This is a genomic window from Streptosporangium sp. NBC_01639 (assembly GCF_045209755.1).
Classification (GTDB): Bacteria; Actinomycetota; Actinomycetes; order Streptosporangiales; family Streptosporangiaceae; genus Streptosporangium.
Genome location: NZ_CP109272.1, coordinates 5,447,722 through 5,466,745, shown reverse-complemented (window position 1 = coordinate 5,466,745; position 19,024 = coordinate 5,447,722). Strand labels below are relative to the sequence as shown.

19 protein-coding genes are annotated in these 19,024 nt (G+C 69.3%); 12 read left to right on the top strand and 7 right to left on the bottom strand.

The window, feature by feature from the left end:
• The first annotated feature begins 82 nt into the window (after positions 1–82).
• Both OHA77_RS25085 and OHA77_RS25080 read left to right on the top strand, forming a co-directional pair.
• A complete protein-coding gene (locus OHA77_RS25085; RefSeq protein WP_406311934.1) occupies positions 83–1,597 on the top strand; it encodes an ArnT family glycosyltransferase in 1,515 nt (504 codons plus the stop codon).
• Positions 1,598–1,684: 87 nt separating this feature from the next.
• Positions 1,685–2,194 (top strand): peptidase inhibitor family I36 protein, encoded by a 510-nt coding sequence (locus OHA77_RS25080; protein ID WP_406311933.1) that lies wholly within the window; start codon positions 1,685–1,687, stop codon positions 2,192–2,194.
• Positions 2,195–2,275: 81 nt separating this feature from the next.
• Here the strand turns inward: OHA77_RS25080 and OHA77_RS25075 are convergent, their stop codons facing one another.
• Together OHA77_RS25075 and OHA77_RS25070 are read right to left on the bottom strand one after the other, a co-directional pair.
• Complete coding sequence (locus tag OHA77_RS25075; RefSeq protein WP_406311932.1) at positions 2,276–2,422, bottom strand: hypothetical protein; 147 nt, start codon at positions 2,420–2,422, stop codon at positions 2,276–2,278.
• A gap of 503 nt (positions 2,423–2,925) precedes the next feature.
• The gene (locus OHA77_RS25070; RefSeq protein WP_406311931.1) at positions 2,926–3,582 is read right to left on the bottom strand and encodes a TetR/AcrR family transcriptional regulator; all 657 of its coding nucleotides are present in this window, start codon (positions 3,580–3,582) and stop codon (positions 2,926–2,928) included.
• Between the two features lie 79 nt (positions 3,583–3,661).
• Between OHA77_RS25070 and OHA77_RS25065 the strand changes: the two genes are divergently transcribed.
• From OHA77_RS25065 to OHA77_RS25040, 6 genes are all read left to right on the top strand, one after another.
• Positions 3,662–4,870, top strand: coding sequence for a cytochrome P450 (locus OHA77_RS25065; RefSeq protein WP_406311930.1), 1,209 nt, complete (start codon positions 3,662–3,664; stop codon positions 4,868–4,870).
• 13 nt (positions 4,871–4,883) lie between these two features.
• On the top strand, positions 4,884–5,078 hold the full coding sequence (locus OHA77_RS25060; protein WP_406311929.1) for a ferredoxin: 195 nt from the start codon (positions 4,884–4,886) through the stop codon (positions 5,076–5,078).
• Positions 5,079–5,350: 272 nt separating this feature from the next.
• Positions 5,351–6,358: an NADP-dependent oxidoreductase gene (locus tag OHA77_RS25055; protein ID WP_406311928.1), complete on the top strand. Its 1,008-nt coding sequence runs from the start codon at positions 5,351–5,353 to the stop codon at positions 6,356–6,358.
• 141 nt (positions 6,359–6,499) lie between these two features.
• Complete coding sequence (locus OHA77_RS25050; protein ID WP_406311927.1) at positions 6,500–7,315, top strand: SDR family oxidoreductase; 816 nt, start codon at positions 6,500–6,502, stop codon at positions 7,313–7,315.
• On the top strand, positions 7,312–7,701 hold the full coding sequence (locus OHA77_RS25045; protein ID WP_406311926.1) for a pyridoxamine 5'-phosphate oxidase family protein: 390 nt from the start codon (positions 7,312–7,314) through the stop codon (positions 7,699–7,701). The genes OHA77_RS25050 and OHA77_RS25045 overlap by 4 nt, the downstream gene beginning before the upstream one ends.
• A gap of 12 nt (positions 7,702–7,713) precedes the next feature.
• On the top strand, positions 7,714–8,577 hold the full coding sequence (locus OHA77_RS25040) for a haloalkane dehalogenase (protein ID WP_406311925.1): 864 nt from the start codon (positions 7,714–7,716) through the stop codon (positions 8,575–8,577).
• A 146-nt stretch (positions 8,578–8,723) separates the two neighbouring features.
• Here OHA77_RS25040 and OHA77_RS25035 read toward each other — a convergent pair whose 3' ends face one another.
• Complete coding sequence (locus tag OHA77_RS25035) at positions 8,724–10,211, bottom strand: PLP-dependent aminotransferase family protein (RefSeq protein ID WP_406311924.1); 1,488 nt, start codon at positions 10,209–10,211, stop codon at positions 8,724–8,726.
• Between the two features lie 62 nt (positions 10,212–10,273).
• On the opposite strand from OHA77_RS25035, the gene OHA77_RS25030 reads away from it, so the two are divergent.
• From OHA77_RS25030 to OHA77_RS25015, 4 genes are all read left to right on the top strand, one after another.
• Positions 10,274–11,080: a YitT family protein gene (locus OHA77_RS25030; RefSeq protein WP_406311923.1), complete on the top strand. Its 807-nt coding sequence runs from the start codon at positions 10,274–10,276 to the stop codon at positions 11,078–11,080.
• A 299-nt stretch (positions 11,081–11,379) separates the two neighbouring features.
• Positions 11,380–11,637, top strand: coding sequence for a hypothetical protein (locus OHA77_RS25025; protein ID WP_406311922.1), 258 nt, complete (start codon positions 11,380–11,382; stop codon positions 11,635–11,637).
• A gap of 280 nt (positions 11,638–11,917) precedes the next feature.
• Complete coding sequence (locus OHA77_RS25020) at positions 11,918–12,067, top strand: hypothetical protein (RefSeq protein WP_406311921.1); 150 nt, start codon at positions 11,918–11,920, stop codon at positions 12,065–12,067.
• A gap of 33 nt (positions 12,068–12,100) precedes the next feature.
• Complete coding sequence (locus tag OHA77_RS25015) at positions 12,101–12,694, top strand: hypothetical protein (protein ID WP_406311920.1); 594 nt, start codon at positions 12,101–12,103, stop codon at positions 12,692–12,694.
• A gap of 321 nt (positions 12,695–13,015) precedes the next feature.
• On the opposite strand, the gene OHA77_RS25010 is transcribed toward OHA77_RS25015, so the two are convergent.
• The 4 genes from OHA77_RS25010 to OHA77_RS24995 form a co-directional block, all read right to left on the bottom strand.
• Positions 13,016–13,933, bottom strand: coding sequence for a hypothetical protein (locus OHA77_RS25010; protein WP_406311919.1), 918 nt, complete (start codon positions 13,931–13,933; stop codon positions 13,016–13,018).
• Entirely contained in the window at positions 13,930–14,970 is a 1,041-nt protein-coding gene (locus OHA77_RS25005; protein ID WP_406311918.1) for a CU044_5270 family protein, read from the bottom strand. Before OHA77_RS25005 ends, OHA77_RS25010 begins: the two co-directional genes overlap by 4 nt.
• Positions 14,963–15,568, bottom strand: a complete 606-nt coding sequence (locus OHA77_RS25000) for an RNA polymerase sigma factor (protein WP_326825791.1) — start codon at positions 15,566–15,568, stop codon at positions 14,963–14,965. The genes OHA77_RS25005 and OHA77_RS25000 overlap by 8 nt, the downstream gene beginning before the upstream one ends.
• Positions 15,569–15,684: 116 nt before the next feature.
• Positions 15,685–18,912 carry a S8 family serine peptidase gene (locus tag OHA77_RS24995; RefSeq protein ID WP_406311917.1) on the bottom strand — a complete coding sequence of 1,076 codons (3,228 nt, stop codon included), beginning with the start codon at positions 18,910–18,912 and terminating at the stop codon, positions 15,685–15,687.
• Between the last annotated feature and the right edge of the window lie 112 nt (positions 18,913–19,024).

Here is a 19,024-nt window from a genome sequence, read left to right as displayed (position 1 = left end):
TCCGGCTATTCAAGATCGGCGGCATCGTTTAGGGGTCGGCTAGGGGTGGGAGGCACCGAAGCTAAGGGGGTCTCCTGAAGAGATGGCGCAAACTCGCACCATCTCCCTACCGGAGAGAGTCGGTCGCATCGACGGGCTCTCCACATTCGCCTGGCGCCCCGTCACGGTGGTCGCCCTCGTCTTCTTCTCGATACTGCTCGCCTTCAGCCCCTGGTACGGCTACTACAAGGACGAACTGTACTTCCGCATGATCGGTGAGCATCCCGACTGGGGATACGTCGATCAGCCTCCTCTGACACCGCTGCTCGCCAGGGCGGCCGTGCTGCTTCTCGGCGACACCGTCACGGCCGTGCGCGTGCCCGCGGCGCTGGGCGCCGCGGCACTGGTCGTGCTCGTCGCCCTGATCGCGAGGGAACTGGGCGGAGGCCGTACGGCCCAGCTCCTCGCCGCGGTGGCGATCACCACCGCCTCCTCCACCGTGGTGGGCGGGCACAGCCTGCTCACCACCAGCTTCGACGCCCCGCTGTGGGCGGCGGCGATCCTCTTCGTCCTCCGGGCCCTGCTGCGCGGGGACCGGAAATGGTGGATCGCCGCCGGTGCGGCGATCGGGATCGCGACCTACAACAAGCACCTGATCGCGCTGCTGGTCGTCGGACTGGCCGTCGGGCTGGCCGTCGCCGGGCCGAGGCGCCTGTTCCGTGACCCCCGCCTGTGGGCCGGAGTCCTCGCCGCGGTGGCGATCGCCGTACCGAACCTGCTCTACCAGATCACCAACGACTGGCCGCAGGCGACGATGGCCGCGGCGCTGAGCGACGACCGGGGCGCGGAGATGCGCGCCATGTTCGTACCCATGCAGGTCCTGCTGCTCGGACCGGTGGGCGGGGTGTTCGCCGTGGCGGGCTGGGTCCGGCTCTGGCGGGACCGGCGGGTGCGTTCCCTGGCGATCGCCTACCCGGTGGCCGCCGCCATGGTCCTGCTGATGGGCGGCCGGTTCGACTACGCGGCGGGACTGCTCATCCTGCTGCTCGCCGCGGGCTGCGTGAGCGTGACCGCGTGGATGGCGGACCGTGGGACGCGGCGCCGGCTCGCCGTCGGCGGACTGGTGTTCAACGGCGTCTACTGCGCCGTGTTCAACCTGCCGCTGATCCCCGCGACGATGCTGGCGCAGACACCGATCCCCGCGTTCAACGAGGTCACCGCCGACCAGATCGGCTGGCCCGAGTTCGCCGCCCAGGTCACGGAGGTGGTGCGCGGGCTGCCCGCCGGGGACCGGGCGGGTGCCGTGCTGCTCGCCGGCGGCATCGGCGAGGCCGGCATGCTCGACCGGGAGGCGGACCGCGGCGTCCTGCCCCCTGTCTACAGCGGCCACAACCACCTGCATCGCTACGGCCCGCCTCCGGACCGGGCCACCGCCGTCATCGCCGTCAGGGTGCCGCTCGAACTGCTGAACACCCAGTTCGGCACATGCTCCGAGGCGGCACGCCTGGACAACGGCCTCGGCGTCCAGAACGAGCGGCAGGGCCTGCCGGTCTTCGTGTGCCGTGGCCTCAAGGAGCCGTGGAGCACGGCGTGGCCGCGCTTCCAGCTCTACGGGTGACCGCGGACCGGAAGCCCGGGGGCAGCGATATCGCCGACGGGGGCGGGCAACCGAGTCAACGGCGGGTCGGTATCCGTACTTCCCGACGTGTTGAAATCGGCGGCGGTTATCCCTTCCCTCAGCAAGATCAGGCCAGGTATGTTTGTGCCGTCATCGAAGGAAAGTTTCACCAATGGAGGAACATTGGGAAAGAAGCTTCAGATGCTGGCACTACCGATCGCGGCCGTTGCGCTGGCCACCCTGACGAGCGTTCCCGCCCAGGCGGCCGATGGCTACAACCGATGCCATGACGACCACTACTGTCTGTTCTCCGGCCTCGACGGCACGGGCGACATCATCGAGATCCAGAGCGATACGCCGGACCTCGCCGCACTCAACATGGCCGGCCGGGCCAAGTCGGACTGGAACCGCACGGATTCCTACATCCACCTTTACTCCGAAGCCGACTACGGCGGCTGCTCCGCGCTGACCACCCCCGGTGGGAAGGGCAATTTCTTCAGCACATACCGCGACTTCTTCAATTCCGTCCGCATCGGCGGTCCGAACGGCCCGTCCTGCCTCACCTTCTCGGGTTCGCGGGCCGACTCACACGGCTGACGAGGACCCAGGCGGCCAGGCATCGCCCAGCAGCGCATCGGCGATGCCCGGCCCGCCACCGGAGCGGCGGGCCGGGGGTGCTCAGTCCTTGGTGCGGCGGCCGTGGGAGGCCGCCTCGTACCGGTCGATCGCCTGGCCCAGCCGGGCCAGCTTCTCGGTGTAGGCGACGGGGTAGACACCGGGCTCGGTGACCGGTCGGCGTGGGCTGGTAGTCGTAGGTGTCCTCAAGCTTGATCTCGCCCTTGTCCACCAGCCGTAGCACCCCGAAGTTGACCATCAGCTTCAGCACGGAGGCCGGGTAGGGAAGCATGAAGTCGATGGGCGCGTTCTCCCGGCCCGGCACCACGTCGATGGGTTCCCTTGCCCTGGTTGGCGTACCATCCGGCGTCGTCCCACTGCCGCCATCGCACCTGGGTCGTGTGGAAGTTCCGGTCCACCGGCACGACGATCCCGCGCGGATACCGCGGGCTCATCAACACCGTCTTTTGCGCCAGGTCGAATACGCCGCCCTCCGTCGCGGGCGGATCCTGCCCATCCCAGCCGCTCAGCCCTCGTCGCATCGGCTTACCGCGGCCGTCCAGTAGGAGTCCGCACAGGCAGGTGATCTCCGCGACCCGCCGGCCGACGCCGGCCGGCGCGCTTCGCGCCAGACACCCGTGGCGAGAGGCCGGACGCGTTGCGGACCAGGCAGCCGAAGTCCACAACAAGCAATCGGAGAAATATTCTCCGATTCAATCGGCAAGGCGACGGCTCAGTGCCTCGGCGCCCATGGCCTCCCCGAGGGACGGAGCCCACGGGTGGTTGCGCATACCGACGAGGATCAGCTCCAACGTACGATCGCGGAAGTCACCGGCCAGGTCCGGGGAGAGGGTGGGCAGCCCGCGGATGAGCAGGCTGACGACGCCCAGCACGTCTCCCGTGCCGACGTCACGGCGCATCGTCCCCTCCCGGTGGGCGTCCGTCACGATCCCGTCGAGCACGTCCATCAACCTGGCGCGTCCCTGCTGGATCTCCGGATTCGCGGTCATCCGATCGGCCTGCGCCCTGGCCATCGAGCCGAGAAGGTCCAGCCGGAGCCCGGCGCAACCGCGCATGAAGCGGCTCAGCGCGTCCCAGGAACTGGATTCCTCCGCCCGAGCCGCGTCCGCCAGGGCGATCATCCGCTGAAGCCCGTCCTCGACCACCGCCTGGAACAGGCTGTCGCGATCGGGAAAGTGCCGGTACAGCGTGCCCGGCCCCAGGCCGGCCTGCTTGGCGACCTCGTCCATCGTCGCGCCGGCGCCCTGCTCGGTGAAGATCCTCCGGGCCGTATCGATGATCAGTTCGCGGTTGCGCCGGGCGTCCACCCGGAGCCGGCCCGACGTGCCCATGCGCTCCCCCTCTCCCATCGTCGCTTGACCTTGGCCACTCGGGAAGGATAACGTCCGCAAAAGAGGAGATAATTTCTCCGTTTTTGCAGGAGGTTTCATGACGGAGATCACTACCGATCTGCCCGGATTCCCGATGCCGAGGACGTGCCCGCCGGCGCCGCCACCGGAGTACGCGCAGTTGCGCGCCGACGGCCCGGTGTCCGAGGTCGTACTGCCCGACGGCCGGGCCACCTGGGTGATCACCGGGTACCACCTCGTACGCGAGTTCCTCACCGATCCCAGAGCCAGTAAGGACAGCTCGCATCCTGGTTACCCCAGCCCGGCTCCCGGGTTCCGGGAGGCGACTCGCGGGCTGGCGAAGGGGTTCGTCTTCCAGGACCCGCCGGAACACACCAGGCACCGCCGTATGGTGGCGGGCGAGTTCGCGGTGAAGCCGGTCAAGCGCATGCGCGCGAACATCCAGCGGATCGTGGACGAGCGCATCGAGGCTCTGCTGGTGGGAGATCGCCCGGTGGATCTGGTGCGGGCCCTTTCGCTGCCGGTGCCGTCGCTGGTGATCTGCGAACTGCTCGGCGTGCCGTACTCCGACCGGGATTTCTTCCACACCCGTACGGCCGTCGCCGTCTCCCGCTCCACCGCGCCGCAGGAACGGGTGAGCGTCCTGACCGAACTGCGCGAGTACCTGGCGGAGCTGGTCGAGGCCAAGGAGGGCGAGCCCGGCGACGACCTGATCAGCCGCCTCATCGCAAAGTACCGGCAGGCCGGCGAGTACGACCGCGAGCGCATCGTGGTCACCGCCACGATGCTGCTGGTCGCCGGGCACGAGACGACCGCCAACATGATCTCGCTGGGCACGGTCGCCCTGCTGGAAAACCCCGACCGGCTGGCCGAACTCCAGGCCGATCCGGCGGTCGTGCCCCGGGCGGTCGAGGAACTGCTGCGCTACTTCAGCATCGCCGACGTCGGCACGGCCCGGGTGGCCACCGCGGACATCGAACTCGGCGACGTGGTCATCCGCGAGGGCGACGGAGTGATCGCGCTCGGCGCCGCCGCCAACCACGATCCCGCCGTCTTCGAACGGCCCGGCGATCTGGACTTCCACCGCGGCGGCGGGCCGCACCTGGCCTTCGGCTACGGGATCCACCAGTGCCTCGGGCAGAACCTCGCCAGATTGGAGCTGGAGATCGTCTTCAGCACGTTGTTCTCCCGGATCCCCGGCCTGCGGCTGGTGACGGCGGCGAGCGAGTTGCCGTACAAGGACGAGGCCAACATCTACGGCGTCCACGAAGTCCCGGTCACATGGTGAGGAGGGGGCAGCGATGCGTGTGACGATCGAAGAGGGCAGGTGCATCGGCGCGGGGCAGTGCGTCCTGGCCGCAGCGCGGGTCTTCGACCAGCGCGAGGAGGACGGCGTGGTCGTCCTGCTCGATCCGGCGCCGCCGGACGAGGAGTCGGCGGCGGTACGGGAGGCGGCGGCACTCTGTCCCGCGCTGGCCATCGAAGTGGAGAGCTAGCGGCATGCGCACGGTGCCCTTCGCGGGCGCGTCCGCGGCGGGACCGGCAACAGCCGAAGCACTCCGCGGTGCGCGCTTCGACGACACGGCACACCACGGTGAGCTTCGGCGGCACGGCACGGTGAGCTTCAGTGACACGACACGGTGGGCTTCGGCGGCACGGCACACCACGGTGAAAAAAGGACATGAGGTGCCGCCCTCGAACCACGCTCGCGCACCGTCGTCGTAGCTGCGCGCAACCGTCATCGACAACCTGTGAAAGGACAAGCAACATGCGAGCCTTGGTAGCAAGGAACTACGGCCCGGCGGACACGCTCCGCATGGCGGACGTTCCCGTTCCCGAACCGGGCCCCGGCCAGATCCAGGTGCGTGTGAAAGCGGCCTCGCTCAATCCCGCCGACCTGATGCTGACCAGCGGTGTCGTCCGGGAGGCCTTCGAGACGACGTTCCCCTTCATACCGGGGTCGGACTTCGCCGGGACGGTGACGGAACTCGGGCCGGGCATCGACGGCTTCGCGGTGGGAGACGAGGTCTTCGGTTTCGGCTCCCCGCCGTCCTACACCGCCCGGTTCAAGGTCCTCTCCCTCACCTCGGGTGCCCTCGCGGAGTACGCGACGTTCCAGGCCGACGGGCCGTTCGTCGTCCGGCGACCGGACGGGCTCAGCCCCGAACTGGCGGCCTCGCTGGCGAGCACCGGGCTGACAGCCGCCGCGGCACTGCAGGACGGAGCGTTCCAGCCGGGAGAGAAGATACTGGTCATCGGCGCGACAGGCGGGATCGGCAGCATCCTCGTGCCCTTGCTGGCCAGGGAGAAGAAAGCCGAGGTGATCGCCACGACGATTCCCGAGTACGAAAGCCACATCGCAGGCCTGGGAGCCGCGGAGTCCATCGACTACCTGGCGCACGACGTCGTCGCCGAAACGCTGCGCCGCCATCCGGAAGGGGTGGACGCGATCGTCAACACGGCCCTTCACGGAGATCGGTTGATCGAGACGGGCCGGGCCCTCCGGCCGGGAGGCCGCCTGCTGAGCACGACCCCCGGCACTCCCGGCCACGATGCCTTCGGCCGCGACGACATCACCGTCACCGTGGTCAACGGACCGCCGAGCGTCACACCTGAGACCCTCCCGACGCTCGCCGCCCGAGCGCTGGACGGCACGGTGCCCGACATGATCAGCCGGTGGTACGGATTCGACGAGGCGGACCGGGCGTATCGCGACTTCGCCACCGCGCACCACACCCGCGGAAAATTCGTGATCTCGATGTGCGACGGGCTATGAGCCATCGATGATCGGACCCGGTCGGCCGCCTCGTTTGCCCCTCTTTTCAAGTTAGTCACCTGACTCACTATGGACATCGACGATCGAGTCAGCTATGGTCATTCTCAAGTAAGTCAACTAACTCACTTGAGGGGCAATTCCATGATCGTAGTAACGGGTGCCACCGGGAACGTCGGCCGCGAGCTGGTCCGGCTGCTCGCCGCGGCAGGCGAGCAGGTGACCGCGGTCTCCCGGCAGCCCGCCCCGCTACCGGAGGGCGTCCGGCACAGCCAGGCCGACCTGGCCGAGCCCGCAAGCCTGCGGAGCGCGCTGGAGGGAGCCCGCGCCCTGTTCCTGCTGGTCGCCGGAGAGGACCCGCAGGCCATCCTCGACCAGGCCGAGGCCGCCGGTGTGCGACGGGTCGTCCTGCTCTCCTCCCAGGGCGCGGGGACCCGGCCGCAGACCTATCGCCACCCCGCCGCCTTCGAGGAGGCGGTGCGCCGGTCCGGCCTGGACTGGACGATCCTGCGGCCGGGCGGCTTCGACTCCAACGCCTACGCCTGGGCCGAAACGATCCGCTCACAGCGTGCGGCTGCCGCGCCGTTCGGCGATGTCGGGCTGCCGACGATCGACCCGGCCGACATCGCCGAGGTCGCGGCCGTCGTCCTGCGTCAGGCGGGCCACGCCGGCCACACCTATGAACTCACCGGCCCCGCCCCGGTCACTCCGCGGGAGCGGGCCGAGGCGATCGGTGCCGCGCTGGGCGCACCGGTGCGGTTCGACGAGCAGACCCGCGAGGAGGCCCGGGCTCAGATGCTGCAGTTCATGCCCGAACCGGTCGTGGACGGCACCCTGTCCATCCTGGGCGAGCCGACCGCCGCCGAGCAGAAGGTGAGCCCCGACGTCGAGCGACTCCTCGGCCGCGCGCCGCGCGCCTTCGCCGACTGGGCCGCGCGCAACGTCGCGGCCTTCAGATGAGCGTGCTGCCCGGTCCGGTCGAGACCTTCCTGGCCGGGCCGCACCTGGCCACCTTGACCACCATCCGGCCCGACGGCTCGCCGCACGTGGCGCCGGTGCGCTTCACCTGGGACGGCGCCGCAGGCCTGGCCCGCGTCCTGACACGGGCCCCCTCGCGCAAGGCCCGGAACCTGACCGCCCGACCCGGTGGCCGCGTCGCGCTCTGCCAGGTGGAGGGATTCCGCTGGGTCACCCTCGAAGGCACCGCCACCGTCTGCGCCGACCCGGCGCGGGTGGCCGAAGGAGCACGGCGCTACGCCCAGCGCTACGGGTCCCCACCGCCCAACCCCCCCGACCGGGTCATGGTCGAGATCGCGGTGGACCGCGTGATGAACCTCAATTTCTGAAAAGGACCTGCCATGCCCATCCAGCACGTACTCGACTCCACGGTCTTCTACCGGGATCTCGGCGCAGGCACGCCGATGGTCTTCCTGCACGGCAACCCGACCTCCTCGCACCTGTGGCGGCACATCCTGCCCGCCGTCGGCGACCCGGGGCGCCGCCTGGCCCCCGACCTGATCGGCATGGGCGAATCAGGCAAACCGCCCATCGACTACACCTTCGCCGACCAGGCGCGATACCTGGACGCCTGGTTCGACGCGCTCGACCTGGACCAGGTGGTGCTGGTCGGGCATGACTGGGGTGGCGCCCTGGCCTTCGACTGGGCCGCCCGCCACCCCGGACGGGTGCGCGGCCTCGCCTTCACCGAGACCATCGTCAAGCCGATGACCTGGGAGGAGTTCCCCGAGGGCGGCCGCCCGATGTTCCAGGCGATCAAGACGGAGGGGGTCGGCGAGGCCATGATCCTGGACGACAACGCCTTCATCGAGCAGGCGCTGCCCGGTACCGTCGCCACCCCCCTCAGCCAGGACGACTTCGACGTCTACCGCCGGCCCTACCCCACCAGAGACAGTCGCCTGCCGCTGCTGCAGTGGCCGAGGTCGATGCCGCTGGGCGGGGAACCCGCCGACGTCGTGGCCAGGATCGAGGCGTACGACGCCTGGCTGGCGACCAGCGTGGACGTGCCCAAACTGCTGATCACGTTCGAACCCGGGCCCGGGAGCATGATGGGCCCCGAACTCGTCGACTGGTGCGCGGCGAACATGGCCGGCCTCGAGATCAGGCACCACGACGCGATCGCCGGGCACCACACCCCGGAGGACCAGCCTCACGCGATCGCCACGGCCGTCGCGGAGTGGGCGGACAAGCACCGCCTCCGTTGACCGGAGCGATCTCCCCGAATGGACCCGGCGGGCGGCGAGCTGCCGGTGGGGCCGGGGCGAGCGCTCGGGGAGGCAGGGGCCGAACGGCTGACCCACCTCAACCGGCCTCTTCTGGGTGCGGTGTTCGCACCGGCGGCGGGATGCTCTCAGGCGACCCAGTGCCGTCGTCGGGTATCGGACGAGGGTGGGGGTCCGTCCGCGAGGGCGGTGGCCATCCGGCGCACGGCCTCGCGCAGGGTGTCCGGAGGCGTTGTGTAGGGGATGCGGAGGCGCTGTTCGAAAATGCCCGGGTCGGTGGCGAAGTAGGCGCCGCTCTCGATCCGCACCCCGTAGTCCATTGCCCGCTCGGCCAGGGCCGCGGCGATGGGCTCGCCCAGATCGACCCAGAGCGACAGCCCGCCGGACGGCAGTTGCCAGGTCCACTGCGGGATGTGCTCGGCCAAGGCGGTGGCCAGGGCCGCGCGCTGCTCGCGCATCCGTTCCAGTCGGGGCGGCAGCAGTTCCCCGGTCCGGGCCAGCAGGGTGAGGGCCAGGAGCTGGTCCAGGACCGAACCGCCCATGTCGGTGGCGACCCGCTGGCCGGCGAGTTCGGTGACGAGCCGCGCCGGGGCGCGCAGCCAGCCGATACGCAGCCCCGCCCAGTGGGTCTTGCTCATCGAGCCGATGGTGATGACCTGGCTGGTTCCGCTGGGGGTGGCGTGGGAGGCGAGGGGCGGCGGGGCCGGGGTGTCGAGGGCGAGGTCGGCCAGGGTCTCGTCGATGACCAGCCAGATACCGGAGCGTTGCGCGGCACGCAGGAGGCGGACCCGCTCCTGATCGGGCATGAGGCAACCGGTTGGGTTGTGGAAGTCGGGGATCAGGTAAGCCAGTCGGGGTACCACCTGGCACAAGGTCGATTCGATGATCTCGATATCCCAGCCGGTATCGGTCACCGGGACCGACACGGTGCGCAGCCGGGCGCGACGCATGGCCTCCAGAGCGTTCGGGTAGGACGGATTCTCGACCATGACCCGGTCGCCGGGGCGGCACAGCAGCCCCAGGACCAGCGTGAGTGCGTGCTGAGCGCCGGAGGTCACCAGGATCTGTTCGGGCACGGTGGCCAGGCCTCGCCGGGTGAAACGCTCGGCGACGGCGGCGCGCAGTTCTGGAAGACCGTAGGGGTGGTAGCCGGGAGTGTGGGCGTGCTCGGCCAGTCGGGGGGTGATCTGAGCGAGAGCGTCGGTGAGCGTCTGCTCTGGCAGTCCGGGAGCCGCCCTGGCCAGATCGATCGCGGTGTCCTGGGCTCCGAGGAGCCGGGTGAGGCCGTTCGGCCTACGGCCTTCCGGCAGGTCCGTCCAGGTGCCGGAGCCCTGGCGGCTGTGTGCGAACCCTCGCTCCCGCAGCAGGTCGTATACGGCGGTGACGGTGGCCCTACTGATGTTCAGGGCGGTGGCCAGTTCCCGCTCGGCGGGGAGCCTGACGTGTAACGCGATCCGTCCGTCCAGGATCAGCGCGCTGACCGCCTGAGCCAGGTGGCGGTAGGCGGGCCGTGCCCCGGCCAGGTCGGGCAGCATGGCGGCGAGCTGTCGGCTGCCCAGCGCCCGGTCGCCGCGTTCCATCCCCTCCAGGGGCTGAAGTGGGCTCGAATCTGCCATACCAACCATTCTCATGAAATTGGCCATGTTACCTCGGCCAATCACTCTACAGAATCGCCTCATTGGTCTTGAAGGAGGACAAGCACCCGATGGAGGCGAGCGGTATGGAGCAAGAGATCACCGACAGCGACGAACGTGGACTCAAGCGCCGTCGGGTGGCACGCGTCGCGGCTCCACCGGTGTCCCGTCGCCCGTCGCTGCCACCACTCACCTACGTCCGTCTCGGCGAGCGTCCGCTGCGACGCCTTCCCCAATTGTTCATCGGCCTCGCCCTGTACGGGTTCAGCCTGTCGGTCATGGTCCGGGCCGCGCTGGGCGTCAACCCCTGGAGCGTCCTGTATGAGGGGCTGGAGCACCACACCCCCCTGAGCTTCGGCACGATCAGTGCAGTCCTCGGTGTTCTCGTGCTGTTGCTGTGGATCCCCCTCAAGCAGGCGCCCACGTTCGGCACCGTCGCGAACATCGTCGTCCTGGCGTGCTCGTCCGACTTCGGTCTCCTGCTCATCCCGCAGAACCTCGGGCTCCCCGCACGGATCGGCCTGCTCGTCGGCGGGATCCTTCTCAACGGACTGTCCGTCGCCGTCTACGTCGGCGCACGCTTCGGCCCCGGGCCCCGGGACGGCTTGATGACCGGCGCGTCCACCGCAACCGGGCGCTCCATCCGGCTCATCCGCACCTTGATCGAGATCACTGTGCTGGCCGTGGGCTGGCTGCTCGGCGGTACCGTAGGCGCCGGCACCGTGCTGTACGCACTGACGGTCGGCCCGATCACCCAGTTCTTCATGCCCTGGTTCGCCTACAGCAGCCTCGCGGAACGCGTTGGCGACACGGTGCCGTCCGAGGAGGGGAAGCCGGCTGCGACGATCTGAGTCTGAGATCGACGTGGGGGCGGCGGGGAAGCCGTTCAACAGCGTCGCCTTGGGTGCCGGGCAGCCGCCATCGACGATCACGCATCGCGATGTGATCCTCCCCTCGCGCTGTGAAGATCTGGCCTGAGAAGGCGGACGGGGCTTGGCCGAGATGTCACTCGCCGGTCCCGCCTGGCCCTCGGCACGGGGTCGCCGAGGGCCCTCCGCTCTCGGGATCGCCGATACCGCCGTAGGACACAACCGTGTCACCACCAAGTAATAACTTATCGTGCCATTGTTGCCACATAGCGCAACAATTCATGAAGGCGGACAGCTCGACGGGGAGCTTCGACGACTACCAGAGGCAGAGCGCACGGCGGGCAGATGACCAGGTCAGGCGCATGCAGAAGTCACTCAACGACATGACCCGGGAAAAGCACAACCGCGAAAGGAGCGAGGCCGCTCACAAATTCGCGAACGAAAAGTGGACTGCTACAGACGTACTCGTCGCGATCGTGATCACCATCGTCTTCATCGCCTTCGTCGCACACATGATGGCCACGTATCGGCACCCGTAGGTTTTAATCGACCCTCAGCGGGGGGCGAACTCCAGTCGGCCACGTTGTAATCATCGGAGTGGTCGCCGGTGCAGACAATGGACCGGCTCGTTCCAGATGGCTGATCTTCACAAGTGGGTCCGCTGATTTTTTCGCTGACTCCGCTCAATCGTCCATGGACCGACGTGGCCATGACCGCCAGATGACGCCCTCCCGTAGACCGCCGCGGCATCGGCCCGAGTCTGCCGGCCTCGTACGCCATGATCGGTAGTTATATATCCCGTACGTTCCGAGGAGTGCCATGGTCGTCAACGACGGATCCGGGTGGTTGGGCATCGGCGGGAACGCCTGGACGGACCTCGGCCTGATCCGCGCCCGACTCGACGCGGGCGCGGACCCGAACTCGGGCGCGGACTTCCACGTACGGCCGTTGCAGGGCTGGTGGCACTGACCGAGCAGCCCACGCTGAGGACACAATGATCATGTGATCGATCGCTACCGCAGTCTCTTCAACCATTATCAGTGGCTGGAGGACGCGCTCTGCTGGACTGTGGTGCAACCCCTCGACGAAGAGATCACGGTGGACGATCTCCTGCGACGGCTGAACGGAGGCCGAGATCCCGAGAAGCACACCGTGGCGTATCCCATGGAAGAGGCTTACGAGGAGACCCGGCCCGTGCTCTTCGTCTTCGAGGGCCAAGGAGTCTGGGGGTTCCTTGAGCTCGCCTACGGCTTCGCCACACCCGATCACATCCTCACCGAGCTCAGCGAGAAGTCACGCGTGTGGATGACGACCTGGCACTTCAACGGGGGATACACGATCCTCTACGCGGCCGACGGCGAGATCAGCGCGTGGATGCGCGACTTCATCTTCGCCGAGCACGCCATCGAGAGCGGCGATCCGAACATCCTGGCCGACTTCCGCGCCATGCTCGACAGCCTCGATCCGGAGGATTACCGCGGCAAGCGCAGCGCGGCGTTCGCCTTCATCGAGGCGGCCACCGGCATGAGCCTCGAGAGCGCGTGGCTGGACGTGGAAGAGGCACCCGTCGTCATCCTCGACAACTCCGATGCCTGACTCAGTCGCCGTCCGACACCCTCGCCGCGGTGCGACGGCTCAGCCCCGCCAAGGACGTCCGCCGACCTTTGGCTGACTCCGACCCCGGAGACCTCAGCGGACGCCACACCGCGCGACCTCGATCGCTGACCGTCCAACGCCACCTGACCGGCAGAAGGCCCGATTCCAAATCGGAACCGGGCCTTCTGTCCTGTGCAGGTTCACGAATGAGGCCGACCTGGAGTGGAGAGAGAAAAATCGCTTCCCGGAATTCGCCCGCGAGGGCGATGGCGAGGCCGGCGGCGGTCACCGTGACGCTGGCGCCAGGACTGCGGCGAAAGGTCAGCTGGCGCCTGGAACGGCGGGCTTGTCGTTCGTCCAACCGGCCCTGAACGTCTGCACGCCGGACTTGCCGAGCAGCGCCTTGCCGCCGACCTTCGTGTCGGTGTACTCGGCCAGCAGCGTCATGGCCTCGGTGTCCACCAGGAGTTGCTGCTTGAGCACCGAGCCCTTGCTGGCGGGGACGGGCAGGGCCAGCTTCCGGCCGGATCGGCCCAGCGGATCCTTGGCCCGGCCGAGGTCGCTGACGCCCTTGGCCGTCTTCAGCACCTGGTAGGCGGCGGCCCTGACCTTGTCCGGCGCCGGGTTCAGGTACAGCAGCCCGCTCGCCCGCTCGGCCACGTACCGGTCGAGGTTGACCAGCCAGTCCTCCTTCCTGGAGTTCGGACTGGTGGACTTGGCCTCCTCCGCGGCCCAATCGATCCAGGCGTTGACGTCCGCGAGGAGGTACTTCCTGAGCGCCTCGGCATCCGTGGGCAGCGACTGGAGCTGCTGGTAGGTCACATACCTCTTGCTCACGTAGCTCGTGCCCACGAAGAACCTGTTAGCCGGCCCCTCGTCCGCCCTGATGGAGCCCTTGTCCGGTTTGACGGACAGGCGGATCTTCATGCCTTCCGTTCGGTAGTCCCACGTGGTCGGCGAACCGTCGGCGCGCCAGGCCGCCTCGTCCTTAGCGGTCGCGGGCTTGGCGCCCAGCTTCCGGAAGCCGGACCAGCTCTTGCCCTTGAGCGACGACCACTCGGTGCTGACGCTGCGCTCGGTCAGGTAGTAGCCGCTGCCGACCGGGTGGGGATGGGTCGTGGTGAAGGTCGTCTCGACCCGCCAGTACGCCCCCTTCGGCGCGTCGGCGGACGCGGGAACGGCGGCCGTACCAGCGAAGATCAGCCCAGCGGTAACGGCAACGGCAAGGGTGAATCTCATTTCTGCTCCTTCAACGGGTTGTCGTCCGCCCAGCGGCTGTCCTGGATCGAGGTGTACGTCAGGAGCAGGCCGTCCGCGGCGGAACGGGTCTCGATGGAAAGCGGTCTGCCGGAGGCGGGGTCGATCACCAGCCGGGTCCTGGTCGCCCCCGCGTAGTTCGGTGGGGCGAACTCCCCGGACTCGTACTCGACCGCCTGCCCGGTACGGCCCAGCGCGTCGGTCACCTGCCCGACGGCGGTGACCCCGGGCATCGAGGCGAGCAGCCGGTAGGCGGCGGCCCTGGTCTCGCTCGTCACCGGCGCGAAGACCAGCAGCCGCGCCGCGGTGTCGATGGTCGTGCGGTCGTCGGCGTCGAAGAGCGCCTTGAGCCCCTCGGGGGTGTCGGGCACCTCGCTCATCTTGGTCAGCGGCTTGCCCGCCATGAGGATGCGGAAGTCCCAGTCCTCGGTCGACCAGGTCCGCTGCTCGTCAGGCTCAGCCCGTAGGGCACCGGAGTGTCCCTTCTCTGTGGGCTTGTCATATGTCCATGACGTCGGTGAACCGTCGGCGCGCCAGGCCGCCTCGTCCTGGGGCGTCGCGGGCTTGATCCCCTGAGGGGTCTGGCGGTACCAGGTGCGTCCTTCGAGATCCGCGGGGAGCCAGATCTCGATCGACTCGCTCTCGCGCAGCACGTATCGGCCGCCGGGCTCGTGGAACTGCATGCCGTGGACCTCCGTGCTGCCCCACCACGCGCCCTCGTCGGGCATCGAGGCCACCGAGGCCGCCGCGACCAGCAGGAACCGCTTGCCGTCCGCCTGAGCGACCGTGCCAGAGGTGGGAGGCGCCGTGGGAAGCACCGTCGGCGCGATCACGAAGGCCGCCGCGGCCGCGACCCCCGCCAGGCCGAGCCCCAACGAGCCCCACCTGACGGCTCTGCGGCTCTGCCGTACCCGCTCCTGAGCGAACGCGGCAGCCAGCCGCTCGCGCCCGGCCCGCTCGACTTCGGGCGACAGCGACGGCGCGGGCAGCAGCTCCCGCACCGCCCGGTAATCATCCATCAGTGCCTCCATGCAAGGGGTTGATGCCGCCCAGGGCGGCACGGAGCTTCCTGCGCACCCGCGACAGGCGGGATCCGACGGTGCCGTACGGGATGTCCAGCGCCTTGGCCACCTCTTCATGACTCAGCTCGCCCAGCGCGCTCAGCAGCAGCACGTCCCTGTCGCCGTCGGGCAGGGCGCGCAGCTCGGCCGCGAGCCGCCCCTGTGCGCTCGCGGCGTCGATGCGGGTGACCACGCGTTCCTCATGGCTGTGCTCCGCGCCGTGCTGCACGGTGGCGCTGCGCTGCAGAGCAGCCAGCCGCCTGGTCTCGGTACGCCGGTGCAGCGAGATCAGGTTGGTGGCGAAGCCGTACAGCCACGGACGGACCTCACCGCGCTCGGGATCGAACGTCTCGCGCTTCCTGAACGCGGCGAGGAACACCTCCGCGGTGAGATCGTCGGCGGCCTGCCGGTCGAGCCGCCGTCCCAGGTACGCGTGGATCTCGCTCACATACCGGTCGTAGATCTCCCCGAACCGCTCGGGTCTTCGGCGCGACAACGCCAGCAGGGCCGCGTCGCTGATCGCCTCCGTTGGATCGGTGAGATCCGGAGCGGTCATATTGGCAGTCACACCCCTTACTCAACCGATGGGGCATTCTGCTTTCACACCGCCGCTGGGCCCCCGTTCTCGGACCCCCGTCACCCTGCAGATGAGGGAGCCTGCCAGGTGCGCTGTCAGCTTGTCGCGGAGGCGATCCGGTAGGCGCGGATCACGGTCTGCTCGACGGCGTTGCCGGACAGGTCGGTCGACTTGGCTCGCAGCGACACGAACCCGTCACCGTTCGGGTGCCGCAGCACGACCTCCGAATGCCGGACCTCGGCCTTCGCCCAGGTGGCCCCGTCATCGTAGGAGACCTCCACGGACAGGTCCCGTGAGCGGCCCGCCGCGCTGCCAGGCAGCGAACGCACGCTGACCGGCACAGTGAAGGAACGACCCGCCGGTGCGGTGTTCCGCGCGTCGAGCTCGGGAGCGAAGCTCACCACGGACACCGGCAGCCGGGTGAGGGCGTCTGTGCCGTCGGAGCGGAACGTCCAGGACGTGGACACGCGCGTGGACAGGGTCGCCGGAGCTCCCCGCTCCGCCTCGGCGACCAGCCGGTACTCCGCCCGCCCCGCGGGTACGGAGAAATCTGCGCTCAGGGACGGCGCCTCACCTGCGAGCACGCCGTTGCGGTAGAGGGCGGTGTGCTCGGTGGCTCGCGAGGAGTAGCCGAGCGAGCCCCGCCCGTCGCCGAACATCCACAGCTCGGCCGAGATGACGTCGCCGGTACGGCTGACACTGTCGCCGATCTGGTCCCCAGACGGCAGCGAGGGACCGAACACACCCCGGTTCCACCGCTCAGTGGTGACCCGGCCCGCCCGGTAGTGCGTGAACCCGGATTCGAACTGGTTGACCCGCCCGTCGGTGCCGTACTCCCACAGCAGGTGCTGCCAGCGCACGCCGCCGTCGGTGTTGACGTGTTCCGTTTGCACCGAGGTGGTGGTGAGCGAGGTCGCGGCGAGGTAGGAGGGGATGCTGCCGTCGCGTGGCCAGGCCTGGCTGGCCACCTCGGCCTGCGCGTCGGGCAGGTGGCCGGAGTAGTCCCTGCGTACGGTCGCCAGGTCCTTCGGGTCCACCGACCGTTTGAAGCCGGTCACCACGCGCCCCGGCTGGAACCAGGCCGCCCGGTAGGTGTCCGTACCAGCCGTCCAGTGCCCCGCCACCTGGGTCAGCAGGCCGTCGTAGTCGCGGTCGGGGCCGAGCTGGGCGGTGAATTTCCGGTCGAACCCCCTGCCGACCCACCCCCTGCTCGACGGGCCATCGGCCGTCTGCCGCTGGTAGACGACCTGGGCGAGCACCGGCGTCGCACCGGCGCGCGGCGGCTTCACCTCAAGCGGCCTGCCGAGCCGGGCATCGGCTTCGACCGTCCGCGCCCGGTCGAGCACCAGCTCGGGCTGGACGAGCAGGGTGATGCCCGCGTCGTCCAGGACGACGGTGTCCACCTGCCACCTGCCCTTCGGCAACCGCGTGGTGAAGTCACTCTGCCCGCCGAACACCACGATCGGCGGCTGCTCGGCGTCCAGCCGCCTGATCGACATCTCGAAGTCGCCGGTGGGGGCGCCGGCCCGATTGGTGTGGCGCACGGTCAGGTCGTAACTCTCGGCCTCCTTCTCCACACCGACCGGTGTGCTCACGCTCACACCGCCGGGTCCCGTGGCCACGACATAGCCGTCCAGCAGCCCGTCGGGCACATCGGCACGGGTGTCGGCGACGACCGTCGCCTCGGCCTGCCCGCCGGCGGGCACGGTGAGCGTGGTCGGGCTCACCATGAAGACCGCACTCGCCCTGATCTGCAAGGCGAGCGTGACCGGCGTGGTGAGAGAGTTGCGGTAGACCAGCTTCTTGGCGACCGGCTGGTCGTCGTCGTGCGGCCACGCCTGCATGCCGAACCCCAGCCCGGGCGGCTGCGCCGTCACCGCCTGCGCCGTCGCGCGGTCCGCGTTCACCCGGCCCGCTCCCTGGGCGAAGACGCCGCTCCCCGGCTGCGGCTCGGCTGAGGCCATCAGCGCGGCCTTCAACAGGTCGCCCTTCCACTCCGGGTGCTGCCCGGCCAGCAGCGCCGCGGTTCCCGTCACGTGCGGCGTCGCCATCGAGGTGCCGGATTTGGCAACGTATGAGCCGGTTCCGGAACTGTCCTTCCCCCGCGCGGCCGTGATATCCACGCCGGGGGCGGTGATATCCGGTTTGAGCCCGCCGTCGCCCAGCCTGGGCCCCGTGTTGGAGAAAGCGGCCAGCTCATCCGACTTGTCGACTGCGCCCACGGCCAGGGCGGCGTCCGCCGTGGCCGGGGTGCTGACCCCGCGCTCTCTACCCTCGTTGCCCGCGGCGACCACGAAGAGGGTGCCGTACTGGTCACTGAGGGCCCCGACCGCCTGCTCCAGCGGGTCCTCATCCGGCGTGTCCGAACCGCCGAGGCTCATGTTCACGACCCGGGCGCCCTGTTCCGCCGCCCACTGCATGCCGGCCAGGATCGCCGAGTCGCTGCAGAAGCTCGACGCGCACACCCTGCCGTCCAGCAGTGTGACACCCGCGGCCACGCCGCGGTAGCGCCCGCCGGACGCCGCGCCGCTCCCGGCGATGATCGAGGCCACGTGGGTGCCGTGCCCGACCAGATCCCGCTCGTCGGACTCGTCCGTGAAGTCCTTCCTGCCGCTCACCTTGCCCACCAGGTCGGGATGGGTGGTGTCGATCCCGGTGTCCAGCACCGCGACCTTGACCCCTTCCCCGGTGAAGCCCCTGGCCCAGGCCGCGGGCGCGCCGATCTGCGGGACGCTGGTATCCAGCGACACCTCCCGGAACCCGTCCAGCCACACCTTGGCCTTCCCGTCCCGCAAGAGCCCCGCTCCCCCGGCCTTCTCCTGCCCTCCGGTGAGGTCCTTCCAGAAACGGGAGGCGTTCGCCCGCTCCTCCCGCACCGCGAACCCACCGACCGCGGCGAGCGCCGTACCCTCCGAGGCTCCGGCCAGCGTCCGGGGCTGGGCGGCCCCGGTGACGATGAGTGGGAGGTCTTTCCGCCGATCGTCGTAGCCGTACTCCAGCAAGGTGGTCACATCGAACAGCCGCGAGTCCAGCCGTCCGGCCTTCACCAGCGGCATCGCGTCACTCGGGACGACGCGCAGCCGCCCGCCGCTCTCGTCGGTGATGAAGGTAGCCTCCTTCCTCCCCTCACCGGCCTCGATCACCGCGCCGCGCTCCCCGGTGACGGTGACACGGTCACCGCTGATCAGCGTGACGGTCCGCGGGACGGAGTCATGAGGCTGCGGTCCGGTAGACGGAGATGCGGCGATAGCCGGTAGGGGGGCAAGCAGGGCGGCGGCGAGCAGTAATGCCCCAGCCGCTCCCGCTCTCTTTCTCATGCGCATGGAGGCTCCAGGTCGGCAGAAAGTGGATCACCACATATCTGCCGCTCCGGAAATTCCTTTCACGCCATGCTCACGGAGCCTCGCCGGCCGGCTCCCGCGACGAACGATCGTC

Coding starts and splice junctions, on each gene's coding strand:
- OHA77_RS25040 (WP_406311925.1), top strand. CDS start 7,714: ATGCCCATCCAGCACGTACTCGACTCCACGGTCTTCTACCGGGATCTC.
- OHA77_RS25025 (WP_406311922.1), top strand. CDS start 11,380: ATGAAGGCGGACAGCTCGACGGGGAGCTTCGACGACTACCAGAGGCAG.
- OHA77_RS25005 (WP_406311918.1), bottom strand. CDS start 14,970: ATGGATGATTACCGGGCGGTGCGGGAGCTGCTGCCCGCGCCGTCGCTG.
- OHA77_RS25020 (WP_406311921.1), top strand. CDS start 11,918: ATGGTCGTCAACGACGGATCCGGGTGGTTGGGCATCGGCGGGAACGCC.
- OHA77_RS25045 (WP_406311926.1), top strand. CDS start 7,312: ATGAGCGTGCTGCCCGGTCCGGTCGAGACCTTCCTGGCCGGGCCGCAC.
- OHA77_RS24995 (WP_406311917.1), bottom strand. CDS start 18,912: ATGCGCATGAGAAAGAGAGCGGGAGCGGCTGGGGCATTACTGCTCGCC.
- OHA77_RS25055 (WP_406311928.1), top strand. CDS start 5,351: ATGCGAGCCTTGGTAGCAAGGAACTACGGCCCGGCGGACACGCTCCGC.
- OHA77_RS25060 (WP_406311929.1), top strand. CDS start 4,884: ATGCGTGTGACGATCGAAGAGGGCAGGTGCATCGGCGCGGGGCAGTGC.
- OHA77_RS25085 (WP_406311934.1), top strand. CDS start 83: ATGGCGCAAACTCGCACCATCTCCCTACCGGAGAGAGTCGGTCGCATC.
- OHA77_RS25065 (WP_406311930.1), top strand. CDS start 3,662: ATGACGGAGATCACTACCGATCTGCCCGGATTCCCGATGCCGAGGACG.
- OHA77_RS25050 (WP_406311927.1), top strand. CDS start 6,500: ATGATCGTAGTAACGGGTGCCACCGGGAACGTCGGCCGCGAGCTGGTC.
- OHA77_RS25035 (WP_406311924.1), bottom strand. CDS start 10,211: ATGGCAGATTCGAGCCCACTTCAGCCCCTGGAGGGGATGGAACGCGGC.
- OHA77_RS25010 (WP_406311919.1), bottom strand. CDS start 13,933: ATGAGATTCACCCTTGCCGTTGCCGTTACCGCTGGGCTGATCTTCGCT.
- OHA77_RS25070 (WP_406311931.1), bottom strand. CDS start 3,582: ATGGGAGAGGGGGAGCGCATGGGCACGTCGGGCCGGCTCCGGGTGGAC.
- OHA77_RS25000 (WP_326825791.1), bottom strand. CDS start 15,568: ATGACCGCTCCGGATCTCACCGATCCAACGGAGGCGATCAGCGACGCG.